The 19,076-nt window shown below is 71.8% G+C and carries 19 protein-coding genes; 16 read left to right on the top strand and 3 right to left on the bottom strand.

The window, feature by feature from the left end; all coding sequences use genetic code 11:
- Window positions 1–79 precede the first annotated feature (79 nt).
- Window positions 80–1,165, top strand: coding sequence for a nicotinate-nucleotide--dimethylbenzimidazole phosphoribosyltransferase (locus BW996_RS15685; RefSeq protein WP_051631835.1), 1,086 nt, complete (start codon window positions 80–82; stop codon window positions 1,163–1,165).
- Between the two features lie 6 nt (window positions 1,166–1,171).
- Here BW996_RS15685 and BW996_RS15680 read toward each other — a convergent pair whose 3' ends face one another.
- The gene (locus tag BW996_RS15680) at window positions 1,172–1,771 is read right to left on the bottom strand and encodes a hypothetical protein (protein ID WP_051631834.1); all 600 of its coding nucleotides are present in this window, start codon (window positions 1,769–1,771) and stop codon (window positions 1,172–1,174) included.
- Window positions 1,772–1,851: 80 nt separating this feature from the next.
- On the opposite strand from BW996_RS15680, the gene gspG reads away from it, so the two are divergent.
- From gspG to BW996_RS15620, 12 genes are all read left to right on the top strand, one after another.
- Window positions 1,852–2,286: a type II secretion system major pseudopilin GspG gene (gene gspG, locus BW996_RS15675; RefSeq protein WP_037481015.1), complete on the top strand. Its 435-nt coding sequence runs from the start codon at window positions 1,852–1,854 to the stop codon at window positions 2,284–2,286.
- On the top strand, window positions 2,283–2,786 hold the full coding sequence (locus BW996_RS15670; protein WP_051631833.1) for a pilus assembly FimT family protein: 504 nt from the start codon (window positions 2,283–2,285) through the stop codon (window positions 2,784–2,786). The genes gspG and BW996_RS15670 overlap by 4 nt, the downstream gene beginning before the upstream one ends.
- Complete coding sequence (gspI, locus tag BW996_RS15665) at window positions 2,770–3,135, top strand: type II secretion system minor pseudopilin GspI (protein ID WP_037481013.1); 366 nt, start codon at window positions 2,770–2,772, stop codon at window positions 3,133–3,135. Before BW996_RS15670 ends, gspI begins: the two co-directional genes overlap by 17 nt.
- The gene (locus BW996_RS15660) at window positions 3,135–3,923 is read left to right on the top strand and encodes a PulJ/GspJ family protein (RefSeq protein WP_076459002.1); all 789 of its coding nucleotides are present in this window, start codon (window positions 3,135–3,137) and stop codon (window positions 3,921–3,923) included. Before gspI ends, BW996_RS15660 begins: the two co-directional genes overlap by 1 nt.
- A complete protein-coding gene (gene gspK, locus BW996_RS15655) occupies window positions 3,920–4,924 on the top strand; it encodes a type II secretion system minor pseudopilin GspK (RefSeq protein ID WP_051632171.1) in 1,005 nt (334 codons plus the stop codon). The genes BW996_RS15660 and gspK overlap by 4 nt, the downstream gene beginning before the upstream one ends.
- A 132-nt stretch (window positions 4,925–5,056) precedes the next feature.
- Window positions 5,057–6,289, top strand: coding sequence for a type II secretion system protein GspL (gspL, locus tag BW996_RS15650; RefSeq protein ID WP_037484449.1), 1,233 nt, complete (start codon window positions 5,057–5,059; stop codon window positions 6,287–6,289).
- Window positions 6,286–6,810 carry a type II secretion system protein M gene (locus BW996_RS15645; RefSeq protein ID WP_241462039.1) on the top strand — a complete coding sequence of 175 codons (525 nt, stop codon included), beginning with the start codon at window positions 6,286–6,288 and terminating at the stop codon, window positions 6,808–6,810. The genes gspL and BW996_RS15645 overlap by 4 nt, the downstream gene beginning before the upstream one ends.
- A 13-nt stretch (window positions 6,811–6,823) precedes the next feature.
- A complete protein-coding gene (gspN, locus tag BW996_RS15640) occupies window positions 6,824–7,750 on the top strand; it encodes a type II secretion system protein N (RefSeq protein WP_081838252.1) in 927 nt (308 codons plus the stop codon).
- Between the two features lie 2 nt (window positions 7,751–7,752).
- Window positions 7,753–9,984 (top strand): type II secretion system secretin GspD, encoded by a 2,232-nt coding sequence (gene gspD, locus BW996_RS15635; RefSeq protein WP_241462038.1) that lies wholly within the window; start codon window positions 7,753–7,755, stop codon window positions 9,982–9,984.
- Entirely contained in the window at window positions 9,981–11,435 is a 1,455-nt protein-coding gene (gene gspE, locus BW996_RS15630) for a type II secretion system ATPase GspE (protein ID WP_375131990.1), read from the top strand. Before gspD ends, gspE begins: the two co-directional genes overlap by 4 nt.
- A 15-nt stretch (window positions 11,436–11,450) precedes the next feature.
- Window positions 11,451–12,677, top strand: a complete 1,227-nt coding sequence (gene gspF, locus BW996_RS15625) for a type II secretion system inner membrane protein GspF (protein WP_037484444.1) — start codon at window positions 11,451–11,453, stop codon at window positions 12,675–12,677.
- 137 nt (window positions 12,678–12,814) lie between these two features.
- On the top strand, window positions 12,815–13,831 hold the full coding sequence (locus tag BW996_RS15620; protein ID WP_037484442.1) for an AAA family ATPase: 1,017 nt from the start codon (window positions 12,815–12,817) through the stop codon (window positions 13,829–13,831).
- A 2-nt stretch (window positions 13,832–13,833) separates the two neighbouring features.
- On the opposite strand, the gene BW996_RS15615 is transcribed toward BW996_RS15620, so the two are convergent.
- Window positions 13,834–14,442, bottom strand: a complete 609-nt coding sequence (locus tag BW996_RS15615) for a histidine phosphatase family protein (RefSeq protein WP_081838251.1) — start codon at window positions 14,440–14,442, stop codon at window positions 13,834–13,836.
- On the bottom strand, window positions 14,439–15,185 hold the full coding sequence (locus tag BW996_RS15610; RefSeq protein ID WP_037484440.1) for a Crp/Fnr family transcriptional regulator: 747 nt from the start codon (window positions 15,183–15,185) through the stop codon (window positions 14,439–14,441). Before BW996_RS15610 ends, BW996_RS15615 begins: the two co-directional genes overlap by 4 nt.
- 171 nt (window positions 15,186–15,356) lie before the next feature.
- Between BW996_RS15610 and BW996_RS15605 the strand changes: the two genes are divergently transcribed.
- Genes BW996_RS15605 through BW996_RS15595 form a run of 3 tightly spaced genes read left to right on the top strand, consistent with a single transcriptional unit; the run spans window position 15,357 to window position 19,053 of the window.
- Window positions 15,357–17,303, top strand: coding sequence for an AMP-dependent synthetase/ligase (locus BW996_RS15605; RefSeq protein WP_037484436.1), 1,947 nt, complete (start codon window positions 15,357–15,359; stop codon window positions 17,301–17,303).
- The gene (locus tag BW996_RS15600) at window positions 17,300–18,103 is read left to right on the top strand and encodes an ABC transporter ATP-binding protein (protein ID WP_037484435.1); all 804 of its coding nucleotides are present in this window, start codon (window positions 17,300–17,302) and stop codon (window positions 18,101–18,103) included. Before BW996_RS15605 ends, BW996_RS15600 begins: the two co-directional genes overlap by 4 nt.
- Window positions 18,104–18,123: 20 nt before the next feature.
- A complete protein-coding gene (locus tag BW996_RS15595; protein ID WP_037484432.1) occupies window positions 18,124–19,053 on the top strand; it encodes a branched-chain amino acid ABC transporter permease in 930 nt (309 codons plus the stop codon).
- Window positions 19,054–19,076 lie beyond the last annotated feature (23 nt).

Genomic DNA, 19,076 nt, shown 5'->3' with positions numbered 1-19,076 from the left:
TGCACGGGTCACGGCCGGACGGGCTGGCGCACACAATCTGTCGCCTTGTCTGTCGCCCTGTCCTGAACCCGGATTTCCGATGTCTTCCGCTGCCCGGCCCCTGATCGTCCCGACCGCCCACCCCCAGCTCGAGGAGGCGCTGCGCTTCAAGCTCGAACGCCGCGTCGCCACCGCCGGCGGACTCGGCGAGCTGGTGCCGCTGGCGCTGCGCCTGGGGCTGATCCAGGGCACGCTGCGTCCACGACTGCGCCAGCCGCAATTGCTGCTGTTCGCGGGCGACCACGGCCTGGCGGTCGACCTGAATCCGCCGCAGCACCACAGCACCGCCGCGCAGATCGAGGACCTGCTGGCCTGCCGGGTGCCGCTGCCGGTGTTCGCCCACCAGCAGGGCATGACGCTCGACATCGTCGACTGCGGCCTGGCCAGCGCGATGCCCGCCCGACCCGGCATGCTGCTGCGCAAGATCGCGCACGGCACCCGCAACGGCCGCGTCACCGCGGCGATGACGCTCGACCAGGTCAATGCCGCGCTGCGGGCCGGCATGGAGATCGCCAAGGCCCTGCCGGGCAATGTGCTGGGCTGCGCCGGGCTCGGCGTGGGCTCGGGCGCCTCGGCCGCGCTGGTCATCTCGCGCATCACCGGCCTGCCGCTGCGCGAGCTGGTGCGCTCGGGCGCCCGGATGGACGAGGACGAGCTCAACCATGTGCTGGCCGTGCTGCACAGCGCCCACTCCCGCCATCCCGGCAGCGAGGATCCGGTGCAGGCGCTGGCCAGCTTCGGCGGCTTCGAGATGGCGGTCATGGTCGGCGCGATGCTGAGCGCGGCCGAGCGGCGCATGCTGATCCTGGTCGACGGCATGAGCGCCTGCGCCGCGCTGCTGGTGGCCTCGCAGATCGCACCGGCGGTGGTGGACTACGCGCTGTTCTGCCGCAGCACCGATCACCGCGGTCTGGACGTGGTGCTGGCCGGCTTCGAGAGCGCAGCGCTGCTGGCGCTGGGCCTGGAGTCGATCGACGGCACCGGCACCACGCTGAGCTGGCCGCTGGTGCGCGCCGCCTGCGCACTGCTCACCGAGGTCGAGGACACCGTCGAGCCGATGCCGCCGCCGGCCGAGCCCGCCGAGACCACGCCATCGGACTTCGACCCGCGCCCGGTGCGCGGCTGAGGCGCTTCAGCGCACCATGGGCGGCTCGACCACGCCGCCGCTGACGGTGCCGGCCCCCTCGGGCGGCGCCTGGATGATCGGCGGCTGCCCCGGCATCACGCCGTCGGGCGGAACCTGGATGGGCGGCACCGGCTGCATGCCCTCGGGCATCACCCCGGCCGGCGGCGCGGCGGCCGCGCTCTGCTGACCCGGCACGCCGGTGGCCGGCGGCGGCAGCTGCGGAAGATCGAGCGTGAGCTGCGCCGGCGCACCGGCCGGGCCGAGCGTGACCTGACGGGCGCTCACCGACTGCAGCACCCAGCGCGCATCCACCGCGGCACCGACGCGCACCACGCGCGCCGGCTGACCGTCGACCGCCAGCGTCGCCCAGCCTTCGCCGCCGCTGCGGGCCACTGCGCCGATCAGGCGAAAGCGCGCCGCAGCTTCGGACGCAGCGGTCGGCTGGCCGACAGGCGCGACTGGCACCGCACCGAGCATGCGCAGCACATCGCCCCGCACCGCCTGGTCGGTGGCGACCGTCTGCACCTGCGGCGGCAGACCGCCCGGACGCACGCCCAGGCGCAGGCCCCAGAAGACCAGGCTGCCCGCCAGGGCGGCCCACACCAACCATGCTGTCCAACGTGCTGCCATGGCGCCGGATTATGATCGACGACCCCGCCGACTCATCGCCCGACAGGATTGCCCGAATGAAAAGTTCGCGTCTCGCCCGCACTGCCGCACGCGGCTTCACGCTGATCGAGCTGATGGTGGTGCTGGTCATCATCGGCGTGCTGGCCGCGCTGGTCGTGCCCAACGTGCTCGACCGTGCCGACGATGCCCGCGCCACCGCCGCCCGCACCGATGTCAACAACCTGATGCAGGCGCTCAAGCTCTACCGGCTCGACAACCAGCGCTACCCGACCAGCGAGCAGGGCCTGCAGGCGCTGGTGGCCAAGCCGAGCGCCGCGCCGGTGCCGGGCAACTGGAAGCCCTATCTGGACAAGCTGCCGGCCGACCCCTGGGGTCGCGCCTACCAGTACGCCAATCCGGGCGTGAAGGGCCCGATCGACGTCTTCAGCTACGGCGCGGACGGCCAGGCAGGCGGCGAAGGCAAGGACGCCGACATCGGCTCCTGGCAGTGAGCCCCTCCGGCCAGCGCGGCTTCACGCTGCTGGAGCTGCTGGTGGTGGTCGCCATCGTCGCGCTGGCCAGTGCGGTCGTCACGATGGCGCTGCCGGATCCGGCCTCGACCCGGCTGGAACGCGAGGCCTCGCGGCTGGCCGCGATCCTGGAGGCCGCACGGGTGCAGGCCCGCGCCTCGGGCACGCTGGCCGGCTGGGCGCCCGGGCCGGGCCGACCCAGCAGCTTCGGCCCGGACGATCGGGCCGAGGATGCCGACTTCCATTTCCAGGGCCTGCCCCCGCAGCACGGCCTGCCGCAGCACTGGGCCGAGCGCGAGCTCTCCGGCCGCATCGAGGTTCAGCTGCCGCCCGGCCAGCGTGCGCTGGTGCTCGGGCCGGAGCCGGTCATTCCGGCACAGCAGCTGGTGCTGCGGCTCGAGGACCGCAGCGTGCGCCTGGGCAGCGACGGCCTGGCGCCTTTCGCGGTGATCAGCGAGGACGGCGATGCGACGCGGCGCTGAACGCGGCCTGACCCTGGTCGAGGTGCTGGTGGCGCTGACCATCGTCGCGCTGACGCTGGCCGCGGGCATCAAGGCCGCCGGCGCGCTCAGCGGCAACGCCGAGCGGCTGGAGGGCACGCTGGCCGCGCAGTGGTGTGCCGACAGCCATCTGGCCAACCTGCGCCTGTCGCGCCAGCTGCCCCCGGTGGGCGACAGCGAGTTCAGCTGCGAGCAGCTCGGGCGCAGCTATGCCGGTCGGGTCTCGGTGCGACCGACGCCCAATCCGCTGTTCCGCCGCATCGACGTGCGCATGCTCGATGCCGACGGCCAGAGCCTGCTGACCTACAGCACCGTGATGTCGAGGCTCTGATGCCGATGCGCCCTCCCGTTCCCGGATCACGCTCGCGCGCAAGCTCGCGCGGCTTCACGCTGATCGAGCTGCTGGTCGCGCTGTCGATCATGGCCGTCATGGCCGCGATGGCCTGGCAGGGCGTCGACGCGGTGGTGCGCAGCCGCGAGATCACCCAGGCGCACATGGAGCGGCTGCTGCGCCTGCAGTCGGTCATGTCGCAGTGGGAGATCGACCTGCGCGAGGTGCATGACTCCCAGGTCGTGCCCGGGCTGAACTTCGACGGCGCCACGCTGCGCCTGACCCGCCGCCGCCCCGAGGGCCTGCAGGTGGTGGCCTGGACGCTGCGCGGCGGCACGCTGTGGCGCTGGAGCTCGCCGGCGGTCACCGCGATGGATGCGCTGCAGGAGCACTGGATGCGCAGCTACCAGCTGCTGGGCAGCGAGCCCGGCACGCTGGCGATGCTGCACGGGGTCAGCCAGTGGCAGCTCTATCACTATCACCAGAGCAGCAGCAGCTGGAGCAATGCGCAGTCCAGCGGCGACATGGCCGGCAGCCCGCCTGCGGCCGAAGCCCCGCCGCCCGCACCGCCGACGCCCGATCGGCCCGATCGGCCTGATCGGCCCGGGCGGCAGGAGGGCCAGAGCCCGGACGGCGGCGGTGCCAGCGCGAGCAACAACAGCGCGACACCGCCGGTCATCGTCAACCAGGAGGCCCTGCCCGACGGCGTGCGCCTGCTGCTGCAGTTCGGCGAGGGCGGCACCGCCGCCGGCACGCTGACCCGCGACATCCGCCTGATCCACCCATGAGACCGCCCCTGCCCGCCCGACGCCGCGCGCTGCCGGCCCGCCCCCGCGGCGCGGCGCTGCTGACCGCGATGATCCTGGTCACCGTGGTGGCGACGCTGGCCGCCGGCATGCTCTGGCAGCAGTGGCGCGCACTGCAGGTCGAGGCGGCCGAGCGCACCCAGACCCAGGCGCAATGGCTGCTGCAGGGCGCGATGGACTGGTCGCGCATGATCCTGCGCGAGGACGCCCGCAGCGGCGGCACCGACCACCTCAACGAGCCCTGGGCTGCGCCGCTGGCCGAGGCGCGCCTGTCGACCTTCCTGGCCGCCGACCGCCAGATGAGCGAGGGCATGCCCGACGCCTTCCTGTCCGGCCGCATCGAGGATGCGCAGGCGCGCTACAACCTGCGCAACCTGATCCAGCAGGGCAAGATCAGCCCGCCCGAGCTGCAGACGCTGACGCGGCTGTGCGAGCACATCGGCCTGGGCGCCGATGTCGCGCAGCGGCTGGCGCTGGCGCTGCGCCGCGCCACGCCCGGTGGCGCCACCGAGGCCGAGGCCGAATCGGCCACCGGCACGGCCGCATTGCCGCTGATGCCGCCTTCGGTCGACGAGCTGGGCTGGCTGGGCCTGTCCGAGCCGGTGGTGCGCACGCTCAGGCCCTATGTGGTGCTGCTGCCGCGCGAGACGCCGGTCAATCTGAACACCGCGCCCAAGGAGGTGATCGCCGCGGTGCTGCCCGGCATCGACCTGGCCGGCGCGCAGCGCCTGGTGCAGTCGCGCCAGCGCGACCCGCTGCGCTCGCCCGACGAGGTCCAGCGGGTGCTGGGCGAGCGCGCGCTCACCGACGCACGCCGGGTCAGCGTCAACAGCGCCTATTTCGTGGTGACCGGCTCGCTGCGGCTCGACACGATGATGATCGCGCAGCGCTCGCTGATCGAGCGCCAGGGCCGCGAGGTGCGCCTGCTGTCGACCCGGCGGCTGACCGATCCGCTCGAACTGCAGGCCCTGCTGCAGCCCTGAGGCGACGAGCCCGCACCGATCGATGCAGAACCGGGCCGGAAATGCCGCTCTGTTCATGAAACGGACACCACGCCCGGTCACAGTCCGCCCCCGCCCCGCGCCCTACAATCGGCCCGAATTGACCGAACCCGCATGAGCCTGCTCGTTGTCCAACTGCCCGACCGTCCCCGCCTGCATCCGCAGGCCCGCACGGCTGCGGCACCCGCACAGGAACTGGGCTGGGTGCTGAGTCCGGACGGCCGCACCGTCCAGTCCGAAGGCCGCTGCGCCGCCGCGCTGCTGCCCCAGGCCGGCACCACGGTGCTGGCCTGCGGACCGGCCGATGTGGCCTTCCACCGCATCGACTGGCCCAAGGCGCCGCCGGCCCGGCTGCGCGCGGCGCTGGCCGGTCTGGCCGAGGAAATGCTGCTCGACGAGACCGACGCGCTGCACCTGGCCGCCGCGCCCGACGCGCGGGCCGGCGAGCCCGGCTGGCTGGCCGCGATCGACCGCGACTGGCTGGTGGCGCAGATCGGTGCGATCGAGGCCAGCGGCCGTGCGGTCGACCGGATCGTGCCGATGCTGTGGCCCGATACGCTGGCGCGCGGCCACTTCCATGTCGACCCGGCCGACGAGCCGCCGCGACCGCGCCTGAGCTGGGCCGACGCGCAGGGCGTGTCGACCTGGCCGGTGGCGGGCTCGCTGGCGCGCTCGCTGCTGCCCGAGCCGCTGCCGGGCGACACGCTGTGGACCGCCGAGCCGGCCGCGGCCGCACCCGCCGAGCGCTGGCTCGGTCAGCCGGTGCAGGTCACCCGTCAGGCCGAGCTGCTGCTGGCCGCCGCGCAGAGCCCCTGGAACCTGCGCCAGTTCGAGCTGGCGCCGCGCCACCGCGGCCTGGCGCAGCTGCGCGAGGGCTGGCGCCGCTTCATGACCCCGGCCTGGCGGCCGGTGCGCCTGGGCCTGCTCGGGCTGGTGCTGGTGCAGGTGATCGGCCTCAACGCCTGGGCCTGGCTGCAGGAGCGCGAGATCCGCAGCCGCCGGCTGGAAATGACCCAGCTGCTGACCCGCACCCATCCGCAGGTACGTGCAGTGCTGGATGCGCCGGTGCAGATGGAACGGGAGAACGAGATGCTGCGAACCAGCGCCGGCCGCGCCGGCGACGGCGACCTGGAAACGCTGATGCAGGTGGCCGCCAGCGTCTGGCCCGAGGGCCGCCCGCCGCAGACCCTGGCCTTCGAGCCGGGCCAGATCCGCCTGGGCGTGCAGGGCCTGCCGCCCGAGCTGCTCGAGCAGATGCGCGCCACGCTGGCGCCCGGCGGCTGGCGGCTCGAGCCCGGCGCCGATCAGGTGCAGATCAGCCAGGCCCGTGGCGGAGCGCCCCGATGAGCCGCCCCACCCCGGCGTCGGACCCGCGGCTCGGCCTCTGGATGCAGCAGCTCGCGCCGCTGCGCCAGCGCTGGTCGGCGCTGGCCCCGCGGGAGCGTCTGCTGATCGGCGTCGCCGCGCTGGTGCTCGGCCTCTTCCTGCTGTGGAGCGCCGCGATCGCGCCGGCGCTGCGCAGCCTGTCGACCGCGCCGGCGCGGCTGGCCGAGGTCGATGCGCAGCTCGCCCAGATGCGCCGCCTGGCCGCCGAAGCCAGCGAGCTGCGCGCGCTGCCACCGGTGGCGCCGCCCCAGGCCGAGGCCGCGCTGCAGTCGGCCACCCAGCGGCTGGGCGCTGCCGCGCGGCTGCAGGCCAGCGGCGAGCGCATCACCGTGCAGTTCACCGCCATCGAGCCGGCGGCGCTGGCCGCCTGGCTCGACGAGGTGCGCAGCGCCGCGCGGGCCCGGGTGGTCGAGGCCCAGCTCGGCCGCAGCGGCAACGGCTACAGCGGCAGCGTCGTGCTGACGCTGGCCGCGCCGCGCTGACGAGGGCGACCGCATGAGCCGCCGTCCTGACCTGCCGCTGCACGCCCGCCCATGGCGCCCGACCTACCAGCCCAGCGCCGGGCCGCTGTCGACCTTCGACGAGGCGCTGACGCGCTCGCGCACCGGCTGGGTCGCGCAGGCCCGCTCCAGCCGCCGCTGGGCGGTGGCCGGTGCGCTGACCGGCGCGCTGGTCACGCTGCCGCTGGTCGCGCCGGCCGCCTGGCTGGCCCAGGCGGTCAGTGCCGCCACCCGCGGCCATGTGCTGCTGGCCGACGCCCGCGGCTCGCTCTGGGCGGGCGATGCAGTGCTGGTGCTGACCGCCGGCCCCGGCAGCCGCGAGGCCATGGCCCTGCCCGGCCGGCTGGGCTGGCGGCTGAGCCTGGAGGGTCTGGCCGCGCAGCTGGCGCTGCGCCATGACTGCTGCCTGGGCGGCGAGCCCCGGCTGATCGTGCGCCCCGGCCTGGGTCGGGTCGAGGTGCGGGTTCAGCCCGCGCCCGACAGCCCGGACGGGCGCATCGGCCAGTGGCCGGCGGCCTGGCTGGTCGGCCTGGGCACGCCGTTCAACACCATGCGACCGGGCGGCGCGCTGCAGCTCGGCACGCAGGACCTGCGCCTGACCTGGGCGCGGGGCCGCTTCTCGATGGAAGGCAGCGCGGCGCTGGAGCTGCGCGACCTCTCCTCGCGCCTGACCACGCTGCCCCGCCTGGGCAGCTACCGCCTGACGGTGCGCAGCGACGCGGCCCAGGCCGGCACCGCGCAGATCGGGCTCGACACCCTCGACGGCGCGCTGCAGCTCAGCGCCACCGGCAGCTGGGGCGCCGGTGGCCTGCGCCTGCGCGGCGAGGCCAGCGCCCGCGAGGCCGAGCGTCCCGCGCTCGACAACCTGCTCAACATCATCGGACGGCGCCAGGGCGCGCGGTCCCTGCTCTCGATCGGATGACCATGAAGCCGTGCTCCCGCCCTCCCGTGCCGCCGCGCCTGCTCGCCGCCGCCCTGGCCGGCCTGACCGCGCTGGGCGGTCTCGCCCCCGCGTCCGACGCGCTGGCCCAGCAGGGCAGCCGCCGCGCGGCCGCCGCCAGCGCCCAGAAGGTCACCGTCAACTTCGTCAATGCCGAGATCGACGCGGTCGCGCGGGCGATGGCGGCGATCGTCAAGCGCCAGATCGTGGTCGACCCGCGGGTGCGCGGCCAGATGACGCTCTACAGCGAGCAGCCGCTGACCGAGCGCGAGGCCTTCCTGAACTTCATGTCCGCGCTGCGCGGCCTGGGCTTCACCGTCATCGAGGTCTCCGGCCTGCTCAAGGTGGTCCCCGAGGCCGAGGCCAAGCTGCAGACCGGCACCGTCTCGGTCGGTCAGGTGGTGCGCTCGGGCGACCAGATCCTGACCCAGGTCTTCAGCCTGAAGCACGAGAACGTCAACAACCTGGTGACGGTGCTGCGCCCGCTGATCTCGCCGAACAACACCATCAACGCCAACCCGGGCAACAACACGCTGATCATCACCGACTACGCCGACAACCTGCAGCGGCTGGCCAAGATCATCGCCGCGCTGGACACGCCGGCAGCCACCGATGTCGAGGTGGTTCCGGTCAAGCATGCGGTGGCCTCCGACATCGCGCAGATGGTGCAGCGCTTCGCCGACAGCTCGGCCGGCGGCACGCCCGGCGCGGCGCCGGCCACCACCGGCGGCGCGGTCTCGGTGCTGGCCGACCCGCGCACCAACGCGCTGCTGATCCGCGCGCCCAATGCCGCGCGGCTGGCGGCCATCCGCTCGGTCATCAGCAAGCTGGACCAGCCGCCCACCGGTGCCGAGGCGACCGGCAACATCCGCGTCGTCTACCTGAAGAACGCCGATGCCACCCGGCTGGCCACCGTGCTGCGCGCGGCCTTCAGCGCCGGCGGCAGCGGGGGCGGAAGCGGCAGCGCCGGCGGCCTGTCGGGCGCGGGCGGCCTGGGCAGCGGCACCGCCGCCAGCGGCGGCGGCCTGGGCACGACGGCTGGCCAGACCGGCAGCAGCGGTGCCTCGACCCAGTCGACCAGCCCGGTCAGCGCCGCGGCCAGCCCGTCGACCGGCGGCTTCATCCAGGCCGATCCGGCCACCAACGCGCTGATCATCACCGCACCGGAGCCGATGTACCGCCAGCTGCGCGCGGTCATCGACCAGCTCGACGCGCGCCGCGCCCAGGTCTATGTCGAGTCGATGATCGTCAAGATCGACGCGAACAAGACCGCCGAGTTCGGCTTCCAGTGGCAGGGCCTGCTGGGCAAGAACGGCGACAAGTATGGTCTGGTGGCCGGCACCAACTACGGCTCGACCGGCAACATCGTCAACCTGTCGACGACGACGACCTCCTCGCTGAGCGCGACCACCACCGCCTCGAGCCTGCTGGGCAACGGCCTGAACGTCGGCCTGATCCAGGCGGTCAACGGCGTCTACACGCTGGGCGCGCTGGCTCGCTTCCTGGAGTCCGAGGCCGGCGCCAACGTGCTGTCGACGCCCAACCTGGTCGCGCTCGACAACGAGGAGGCCAAGATCGTCATCGGCCAGAACGTGCCCTTCGTCACCGGCAGCTTCACCGGCACCGGCTCGAGCAGCAATTCCACCAACCCCTTCCAGACCATCGAGCGCAAGGACGTGGGCCTGACGCTGCGCCTGAAGCCGCAGATCGGCGAGAACGGCACGGTGCGCATGCAGGTCTATCAGGAAAACTCCAGCGTCGTCAGCACCAGCACCACCAGCGGGCCGACCACCGACAAGAGCGCGATCGAGACCACCGTGGTGGTCGACGACGGCCAGATCATGGTGCTGGGCGGTCTGCTCAAGGACGAGTTCGGCGACGGCGAGGACCGGGTGCCGGGCCTGGCCTCGCTGCCGCTGGTGGGCAACCTGTTCAAGTCGGGCTCGCGCAAGCGGGTCAAGACCAATCTGCTGGTCTTCCTGCGCCCGGTGGTGATGCGCACCCAGGCCGACGCCACCGCACTGACGCTGGACCGCTACGAGGCGATCCGCGCCCGCCAGCAGACCAGCCAGCCGACCCCGTCGGCGACGCTGGGCAACATCAACGACGCGCCGGTGCTGCCGGCCCTGCCCGAGCGGCCGGCCGCCACACCGTCGGCGCCCACAGCGCCGGCAGCGCCACGGCCCCCGGCCGCCGCCAACGGCTCCCTGCCCTGACCCCGACAAGCCCGATCCCGCCAAGGAATCCTGCCGTGCGCCATCCCCTGCCCTATGCCTGGGCCAAGTCGCAGCGCCTGCTGCTCGAGGACGACGGCGAGCGCCTGGTGCTGTGGGCCGACGCCCAGGCCCCGCGCGCCGCGCTGGCCGAGGTCATGCGCCTGCATGCGGTCGATGCGGTCGAGCTGGAGGCCTCCGAGCGTCTGGCCCAGCGCATCGCCCAGGCCTATGCCGGCGGCGAGTCCAGCGCCGCGGCGGTCATCGGCGAGGTCGAGAGCGCGGTCGACCTGAGCCGCATGATGCAGGACCTGCCCGCCGTGGAGGATCTGCTCGAGGCGGCCGATGACGCGCCGATCATCCGCATGCTCAACGCGCTGCTGACCCAGGCGGCCAAGGACGGCGCCAGCGACATCCACATCGAGCCCTACGAGCGCTCGTCGGCGGTGCGCTTCCGCGTCGACGGCACGCTGCGCGAGGTGGTGCAGCCCAACAAGGCGCTGCACGCCGCGCTGATCAGCCGGCTGAAGATCATGGCCGAGCTCGACATCGCCGAGAAGCGGCTGCCGCAGGACGGCCGCATCTCGCTGCGCATCGGCGGGCGCGCGATCGACGTGCGGGTGTCGACGCTGCCGGGCGTGCATGGCGAGCGCGCGGTGCTGCGCCTGCTCGACAAGGGCGAGGCGAAGTTCTCGCTGGCCAGCCTCGGCATGCAGGGCGACACGCTGGCGCGCTTCTCGCAGCGCATCGCCCAGCCGCACGGCATCGTGCTGGTGACCGGCCCGACCGGCTCGGGCAAGACGACCACGCTCTACGCCGCGCTCGGCCAGGTCGACACCTCGACCACCAATGTGCTGACGGTCGAGGATCCGGTCGAGTACGAGCTCGCCGGCATCGGCCAGACCCAGGTCAACGCCAAGATCGACCTGACCTTCGCCAAGGCGCTGCGCGCCATCCTGCGCCAGGACCCGGACGTCATCATGATCGGCGAGATCCGCGACCACGAGACGGCGCAGATCGCGGTGCAGGCCTCGCTGACTGGCCACCTGGTGCTGGCCACGCTGCACACCAACGACGCGCCCAGCGCCGTCACCCGCCTGACCGACATGGGCATCGAGCCCTTCCTGCTGTCGTCGTCGCTGCTGGGCGTGCTGGCGCAGCGCCTGGTGCGCAAGCTCTGCCCGCACTGCCGCCGCCAGGGCGAGGACGGCCTGTGGCATCCGGTCGGCTGCGAGCACTGCGGCCACAGCGGCTACAAGGGCCGCACCGGCGTCTACGAGCTGATGACGGTCGATGAGCGGGTGCAGGCGCTGATCCATGCACGCGCGCCCGAGTCCGAGCTGATCGCCGCCGCCCGCGCCGCCGGCCTGCGCTCGATGCGCGAGGACGGCGAACGCCTGGTGGCCGCCGGCATCACCTCGATGGAAGAGCTGCTGCGGGTGACGCGGGACTGACCGGAATCCAGCCTGATGCCTGCCTACCGATTCGAGGCGCTCGACGCCAGCGGCAAGACGCAGAGCGGCCTGCTCGAGGGCGACAGCGCCCGTGCGGTGCGCGCGCAGCTGCGCGCGCGGTCGCTGGTGCCGCTGGAGGTCAGCCCGGTAACCTCCGAGAGCGAGGCCAGCGGCAACGGTGCGGGCGCCTCGCTGCTGCGCCGGCGGGTCTTCACCGCGACCACGCTGGCGGTCTGGACACGCCAGCTCGCCGGCCTGGTGGCCGCCGGACTGCCGCTGGAGCGCGCGCTGACCGCGCTGGCCGACGAGGCCGAGGAGCCGCGTCAGCGCGAGCTGCTCGCGCACCTGCGCGCCGAGGTCAACGCCGGCTCGCCCTTCGCGCGGGCGCTGTCAGGCGCGCCGCGCGAGTTCGACGAGGTCTACCGCGCGGTGGTGGCCGCCGGCGAGCAGAGCGGCCAGCTCGGCCGGGTGCTCGAGCGCCTGGCCGACGACCTGGAGGAGCGCCAGGCGCTCAAGGCCAAGCTGATCGGCGCGACGCTGTATCCGGCCATCGTCTCGGTGGTGGCGGTCGTGATCGTCATCTTTCTGGTCACCTATGTGGTGCCGCAGGTCGCGCAGGTCTTCGCCGGCAGCAAGAAGGCGCTGCCGCTGCTGACCAGCGCGATGCTGGCGATCAGCGCCTTCCTGCGCCAGTGGGGCTGGGCACTGCTGCTGGCGCTGATCGGCGCCGGCACCGCCCTGGTGCTGATGCGCCGCAACGAGGCCACCCGCGAGCGGCTCGACGCGGCGGTGCTGCGCCTGCCGCTGTTCGGGCGGCTGGCGCGCGGCTACAACGCGGCGCGCTTCGCCGGCACGCTGGCGATGCTGGCCGGCTCAGGGGTGCCGATCCTGAAGGCGCTGCAGGCCGCGGCCGAGACGCTCTCCAACCGCGCGATGCGCGCCGACGCGATGGAGGCGCTGGTGCAGGTGCGCGAGGGCGCGCCGCTGGCCTCGGCGCTGGCGGCCAAGAAGCGCTTTCCGGGGCTGCTGGCGATGTTCGCTCGCCTGGGCGAGCAGACCGGCGAGCTGCCGCTGATGCTGCAGCGTGCCGCCACCCAGCTCGGCGCCGAGGTGCAGCGCCGCGCGATGCAGACCGCCACGATCCTGGAGCCGCTGCTGATCGTCGGCATGGGCGGCATCGTCATGGTGATCGTGCTGGCGGTGCTGCTGCCGATCATCCAGCTCAATACTTTCGTCAAGTGAGCGGTCGTGCCGCAGGGCACGGATCAGCGGATCAGCCCCGACTTGCGGGAGCATCCCCGAGTGACAGGCCGCCCTGGCCTGCGGCATGCTTGTCTTCAGCGCAGGTTCCCGGATTCCCGGATCTTCAGGAGACTGACATGCTGCCCCCACGCACGGAACTGGTCTGCACCACGGGTGCGGACTCTCCCCGCGGAGCGATCCCGATCGCACGGATGCGCTCCGTCTACCGGCTCGACGAGGTCGAGCGGCGCCTCGGCAAGCTCGCCGGCAAGGAACACGAGAACCTGCGTGCCACCTACGAGCGCATGCTGGAAAAAGGCCCCGAGCGCTTCCAGGTCAAGCCCGCCGGTCTGCCGGCGATGGCACACCTCTACGAGGAGCTGCCCAACTTCCATGCGGTGCTCGACGACGTGCGCCGCCAGATCGCGCTGTGCGAGGACAGCGGCGACGCGCTCGAGATCACGCCGATGCTGCTGCTGGGTCCGCCCGGCGTGGGCAAGACGCACTTCGCCAGGGCGCTGGCCGGGCTGCTGGGCACCGGAATGGGGATGGTGCCGATGAGCTCGCTGACCGCCGGCTGGGTGCTCTCGGGCGCCTCCAGCCAATGGAAGGGCGCGCGCCCCGGCAAGGTCTTCGAGACGCTGGTCGACGGTCAGTACGCCAATCCAGTCATCGTCATCGACGAGATCGACAAGGCCGGCGGCGAGCAGGCCTACGACCCGCTGGGCTCGCTCTACAGCCTGCTCGAGCACGACACCGCGCACAGCTTCACCGACGAGTTCGCCGAAGTGCCGATCGACGCCAGCCAGGTCATCTGGGTCGCCACCGCCAACGACGAGCGCGCGATCCCCGAGCCCATCCTCAACCGGGTCAACGTGCACGAGATCGAACGGCCGGACGCGGCCGCCGCGCGCCAGATCGCGCTCAGGCTGCACGCCTCGATCCGCGCCGCGCACGACTGGGGCCGGCGCTTCGACGAGACGCCGTCGGAGGCGGTGCTCGAGCGCTTCGCCGAGATGGCCCCGCGCGAGATGCGCCGCGCCTGGATGACCGCCTTCGGCAACGCCAAGCTGGCACGGCGCACCACCATCCTGCTGGCCGACCTGCCCGAGGCCGGCACCGGGCGGCGCTCGCCGATCGGCTTCGTGCACTGAGTTCAGGGGGCCGGCCGGATCCGCCCCCGCAGCGGCAGGTCGGCGTCGCGCACGTCCAGCACCACCGCCTCCCCGGAGGCCGGAAAGACGCCGGTCAGCGCGGTGATGTTGACCTGATGCGTGATCACCACCAGCACGCCCGGCCCGCGCCACTGCCTCAGCAGCTGCCGCGCGTCGGCCGTCTGCACCTCGCGCCGCTGCGGAGCGCCGAAGAAGGAATCGAAGATCTCGACCTCGTGGACAGGCTCGCCGAAGGCCAGGCGTGCCGTGTCGCGCGCCCGGCACCAGCGCGAACTGAGCACCCGGCCGACCCGGATGCCGCGCTCGCGGAAGGCCTGGCCGATGCGCCGCGCCTGATCGCGCCCGACCTCGTCGAGATTGCGCTGCGTCGCGCAGTCGTCGAGCCGGAAACCCGGCGGATCGCCACCGCCCGGCGCCTCGGCATGGCGCATCAGCACCGCTGCGCCGTCGTCCATCGCTCGCCAGACAGCGTCGCTCCCGGCCGGCCCGGCGGCCAGCGCCTGCGACAGCACGCCCACCAGCAGCACGGCCACGCCGGCATGGCAGGCCCGGACGATTCGCGCCCTTGCGCCGGGTGCCGCGGCCGTCATGTCGCCACCCTCTGCGGGCCGGAAGACATGCGGTCGGCCGGCGCGTAGGTGCGCAGCCCCGGAAGATCCAGCACCCGCACGCCGCCGTACTCGATGCGGATGAGCTGCTGCGCCTGCAGCGTGCGCAGCGCCTCGTTGACCCGCTGGCGCGACAGCCCGACCAGATAGCCCAGCTCCTGCTGGGTGATGCGCAGCATCTCGCCGACACCCGGGTAGAGCACCGGATGGAACAGCGCCGCCAGATTGCGCGCCACCCGCGAGTCGGGATCGTGAATGCGGTCGATCTCGCGCGCGGCGATGAACTGGCCCAGCCGCTCGTTGAGCTGATTCACCACGAAGCGATTGAACGGCAGGCTGTGGGCGAGCAGCTCATGGAAGACCTCGACCGGAATGCCCGCCACCACCGAGCGGCGCAGCGCCTCGATGTTGTAGCGGTAGGCCTCGCCCTTGAGCAGCGTGCCCTCGCCGAACCAGGCTCCGGGCGGCACGCCGGTGAAGGTCAGCGGCGCACCACCGTCGCAGGCATCGCTGCTCATCTTCAGCAGGCCGTCGACGACACCGAACCAGTAGACCGCCGGCCGGCCGGTTCGGCACAGCACCTCGCCCGGATCGGCCTGCACCACCCGCATCGCGCCGGCCGCCAGCCGTCGGTGCGAGGACGACAGCGTGCCGAGCCAGAGAATGCCGTCCAGCTCCGCAGCCGAGGGAAGGCGGGAGCGCTCGCGCAGCGTCATCAGGCTCATCGGGATGCCTCCAGATCGGGAAACTCCGCTTGGGAGAGTCCCTAGGATTGTCGTCAGGCTGACATCCTGGCGTCAAACCCGGACTTACCATGCCTCACGGACAACAAGACGGATCTGCCGCCCGGCACCGATCCGCATCCCCCCCGACAACGAGGACGAGGAGACGCCACGGTGAGCTCGACCTTTCCGCGCCTGCTGCTGGAACACGCCCGGCAGCGCCCCGATGCAGACGCCATCCGGGAGAAGGAATACGGCATCTGGCAGACCCGCAGCTGGCGACGACTGGCTGACGAGGTCGCCCGCATGGCCGCCGGCCTGGCCGCGGCCGGCCTGCAGCGTGGCCAGCATCTGGTGGTGGTCGGCGACAACCGGCCGCGGCTGACGATGGCCATGCTGGCCGCGCAATGCCTGGGCGCCATTCCGGTGCCGCTCTACCAGGACGCGACCGGCGCCGAGTATGTCTTTCCGCTGAACAACGCCGAGGTCGGCTTCGCGGTGGTCGAGGACCAGGAGCAGGTCGACAAGCTGCTCGAGGCCCGCGAGCAGTGCCCGCAGCTCGCACGCATCTGGTACGACGATCCGCGCGGCCTGCGCAAGTACGACGAGCCCGGCCTGGCCTCGATCGACACGCTGCTGGCCGAGGGCGAGGCCTGGGCGGCGCGCCATGCAGGCTTCTTCGATCGGGCGGTCGAGGCGGTGCAGCCGGGCGATGTGGCGGCGATGTTCTTCACCTCCGGCACCACCGGCAACCCGAAGGGCGTGGTGCACACCCACCGCTCGCTGATCGACCGCGCGCAGGCCGGCGCGAAGTTCGACCGCCTCAGCGCCGCCGAGGAGGTACTCGCCTACCTGCCGCCGGCCTGGATCGGCCAGAACATCTTCAGCTACGCGCAGTGGCTGGCCTGCGGCTATGTCGTCAACTGCCCGGAGTCGGCCGCCACCGTCACGATCGACCTGAAGGAGATCGGCCCGACCTACTACTTCGCGCCGCCGCGGGTCTTCGAGGGCCTGCTGACCAGCGTGACCATCCGCATGGAGGATGCCGGCACGCTGAAGAAGCGCCTGTTCAGGACCTTCATGGAGCACGCGCGCCGCGTCGGCCCGGACCTGATGGACGGCAAGCCGGTCGGCTTCATGGACCGGCTGAAGTACCGCCTGGGCGACCTGTGCATCTACGGCCCGCTGCGCAACACGCTGGGCCTGAGCCGGGTGCGCGTGGCCTACACCGCCGGCGAGGCGATCGGCCCGGACCTGTTCACCTTCTACCGCTCGATCGGCATCAACCTGAAACAGCTCTACGGCTCGACCGAGACGGCCGTCTTCGTCTGCCTGCAGCCCGATCACGAGGCGCGCGCCGACACGGTGGGCGTGCCCTGCGACGGCGTCGAGATCCGCCTGGCCGAGTCCGGCGAGATCATGATCAAGTCGCCGGGCCTGCTGAAGGAGTACTACAAGAACCCGAAGGCCACCGAGGAAGTGCTGACCAAGGACGGCTGGTACCACAGCGGCGACGCCGGCTTCATCGACGCCACCGGCCACCTGAAGATCATCGACCGCGCCAAGGATGTCGGCCGCATCAAGGGCGGCGCGCACGACGGCGCGATGTTCGCCCCGAAGTACGTCGAGAACAAGCTGAAGTTCTACCCCTTCATCAAGGAGGCGGTGGCCTTTGGCGACGGCCGCGACCGGGTCTGCGCCTTCATCAACCTCGACATGGAGGCCGCAGGCAACTGGGCCGAGCGGCGCAACCTGCCCTATGCCGGCTACACCGACCTGGCCGGCAAGAAGGAGGTGCTCGAGCTGATGCGCGAGTGCGTCGAGAAGACCAACGCCGACCTGGCGCAGGACGAGATGCTCGCCGGCAGCCAGATCCACCGCTTCCTGGTGCTGCACAAGGAGCTCGACGCCGACGACGGCGAGATGACCCGCACCCGCAAGGTCAAGCGCGGCGCCATCGCCGACAAGTACCGGGTGCTGATCGACGCGATGTACGGCGGCCGGCCCGAGCAGTTCATCGAGACGGCGGTCAAGTTCGAGGACGGCCGCAGCGGCAGCGTCTCGGCGACGCTGAAGATCATCGACGCGAAGACCTTTCCTGCGGTCCGGAGGGCGGCATGAGCAACAGCCACGACAGCAGCGGCAAGAAGATCGGCGACGTCATCCTGGACGTGGCCAACATCTCCTTGCGCTTCGGCGGCGTCAAGGCGCTGACCGACATCAGCTTCAATGTGCGCGAGCATGAGATCCGCTCGATCATCGGCCCGAACGGCGCGGGCAAGAGCTCGATGCTCAACTGCATCAACGGCGTCTACGCGCCGCAGGAGGGCAGGATCACCTTCCGCGGCCAGACCTTCGGTCACATGAACCGCCGGCAGGTCGCCGAGATGGGGCTGGCGCGCACCTTCCAGAACCTGGCGCTGTTCAAGGGCATGAGCGTGATCGACAACATCATGACCGGGCGCAACATGAAGATGAAGAGCAACCTCTTCCTTCAGGCGCTGCGCTGGGGCCCGGCCGAGCGCGAGGAGTCGGCGCACCGCGAGCAGGTCGAGCACATCATCGACTTCCTGGAGATCCAGGCCTTCCGCAAGACGCCGGTCGGACGGCTGCCCTACGGCCTGCAGAAGCGCGTCGACCTCGGCCGCGCGCTGGCGATGGAGCCGCAGGTGCTGCTGCTCGACGAGCCGATGGCCGGCATGAACGTCGAGGAGAAGCAGGACATGTGCCGCTTCATCCTCGACGTCAACGAGGAGTTCGGCACCACGATCGTGCTGATCGAGCACGACATGGGCGTGGTGATGGACATTTCCGACCGCGTCGTCGTGCTCGACTACGGCAAGAAGATCGGCGACGGCACGCCCGACGAGGTGCGCAGCAACGAGGACGTCATCCGCGCGTACCTCGGCACCAGCCACTGAACCGCAGGGAGACACGCAACATGGGATTCTTCCTCGAGACCCTGATCGGCGGCCTGATGACGGGCATGCTGTATTCGCTGATCGCCCTCGGCTTCGTGCTGATCTTCAAGGCCTCCGGCGTCTTCAACTTCGCGCAGGGCGCGATGGTGCTGTTCGCCGCGCTGGCGATGGCGCGCTTCTCCGAATGGATCCCGGCCGGCCTGGGCATCGAGAGCAAGACGCTGGGCAACATCCTGGCCTTCCTCGCCGCGATGGCGGTGATGGTCGGCGTGGCCTGGGTGATCGAGCGCTGGGTGCTGGGCAAGCTGGTCAACCAGGAGGGCATCACGCTCTTGATGGCCACGCTGGGCGTGACCTACTTCCTCGACGGCGCCGGCCAGACGATCTTCGGCTCGGACATCTACAAGATCGATGTCGGTCTGCCCAAGGACCCGATCTTCCTGCTGGAGAACGTCTTCCAGGGCGGCATCCTGGTGGGTCAGGAGGATCTGTATGCGGCGCTGATCGCCGCCTCGATGGTGGCGGTCCTGGCGGCCTTCTTCCAGTACACCGCCACCGGCCGCGCGCTGCGCGCAGTGGCCGACGACCACCAGGCGGCGCAGTCCATCGGCATTCCGCTCAACCGCATCTGGGTGATCGTCTGGTCGGTGGCCGGGTTCGTCGCGCTGGTGGCCGGGATCATCTGGGGCAGCAAGCTGGGCGTGCAGTTCTCGCTGTCGCTGGTGGCGCTGAAGGCGCTGCCGGTGGTGATCCTCGGCGGCCTGACCTCGGTGCCGGGCGCCATCATCGGCGGGCTGATCATCGGCGTGGGCGAGAAGCTCTCGGAGGTCTACATCGGCTCGATGGTGGGCGGCGGCATCGAGATCTGGTTCGCCTATGCGCTGGCGCTGGTCTTCCTGCTGGTGCGTCCGCAAGGCCTGTTCGGCGAGAAGATCATCGATCGCGTCTGAGTCCGAATCCGAGTCTGAGGAGA

The organism is Sphaerotilus natans (assembly GCF_900156335.1).
In the GTDB taxonomy this organism is placed as follows: Bacteria; Pseudomonadota; Gammaproteobacteria; order Burkholderiales; family Burkholderiaceae_C; genus Sphaerotilus; species Sphaerotilus natans.
The sequence above is the reverse complement of the archived record's forward strand: the minus strand, read 5'-3'. Positions and strand labels throughout refer to the sequence as shown.

Coding starts and splice junctions, on each gene's coding strand:
- BW996_RS15610 (WP_037484440.1), bottom strand. CDS start 15,185: ATGAGCCTGATGACGCTGCGCGAGCGCTCCCGCCTTCCCTCGGCTGCG.
- gspI (WP_037481013.1), top strand. CDS start 2,770: ATGCGACGCGGCGCTGAACGCGGCCTGACCCTGGTCGAGGTGCTGGTG.
- gspF (WP_037484444.1), top strand. CDS start 11,451: ATGCCTGCCTACCGATTCGAGGCGCTCGACGCCAGCGGCAAGACGCAG.
- BW996_RS15595 (WP_037484432.1), top strand. CDS start 18,124: ATGGGATTCTTCCTCGAGACCCTGATCGGCGGCCTGATGACGGGCATG.
- gspK (WP_051632171.1), top strand. CDS start 3,920: ATGAGACCGCCCCTGCCCGCCCGACGCCGCGCGCTGCCGGCCCGCCCC.
- BW996_RS15645 (WP_241462039.1), top strand. CDS start 6,286: ATGAGCCGCCCCACCCCGGCGTCGGACCCGCGGCTCGGCCTCTGGATG.
- gspG (WP_037481015.1), top strand. CDS start 1,852: ATGAAAAGTTCGCGTCTCGCCCGCACTGCCGCACGCGGCTTCACGCTG.
- BW996_RS15660 (WP_076459002.1), top strand. CDS start 3,135: ATGCCGATGCGCCCTCCCGTTCCCGGATCACGCTCGCGCGCAAGCTCG.
- gspL (WP_037484449.1), top strand. CDS start 5,057: ATGAGCCTGCTCGTTGTCCAACTGCCCGACCGTCCCCGCCTGCATCCG.
- BW996_RS15615 (WP_081838251.1), bottom strand. CDS start 14,442: ATGACGGCCGCGGCACCCGGCGCAAGGGCGCGAATCGTCCGGGCCTGC.
- BW996_RS15620 (WP_037484442.1), top strand. CDS start 12,815: ATGCTGCCCCCACGCACGGAACTGGTCTGCACCACGGGTGCGGACTCT.
- gspD (WP_241462038.1), top strand. CDS start 7,753: ATGAAGCCGTGCTCCCGCCCTCCCGTGCCGCCGCGCCTGCTCGCCGCC.
- gspN (WP_081838252.1), top strand. CDS start 6,824: ATGAGCCGCCGTCCTGACCTGCCGCTGCACGCCCGCCCATGGCGCCCG.
- BW996_RS15600 (WP_037484435.1), top strand. CDS start 17,300: ATGAGCAACAGCCACGACAGCAGCGGCAAGAAGATCGGCGACGTCATC.
- BW996_RS15685 (WP_051631835.1), top strand. CDS start 80: ATGTCTTCCGCTGCCCGGCCCCTGATCGTCCCGACCGCCCACCCCCAG.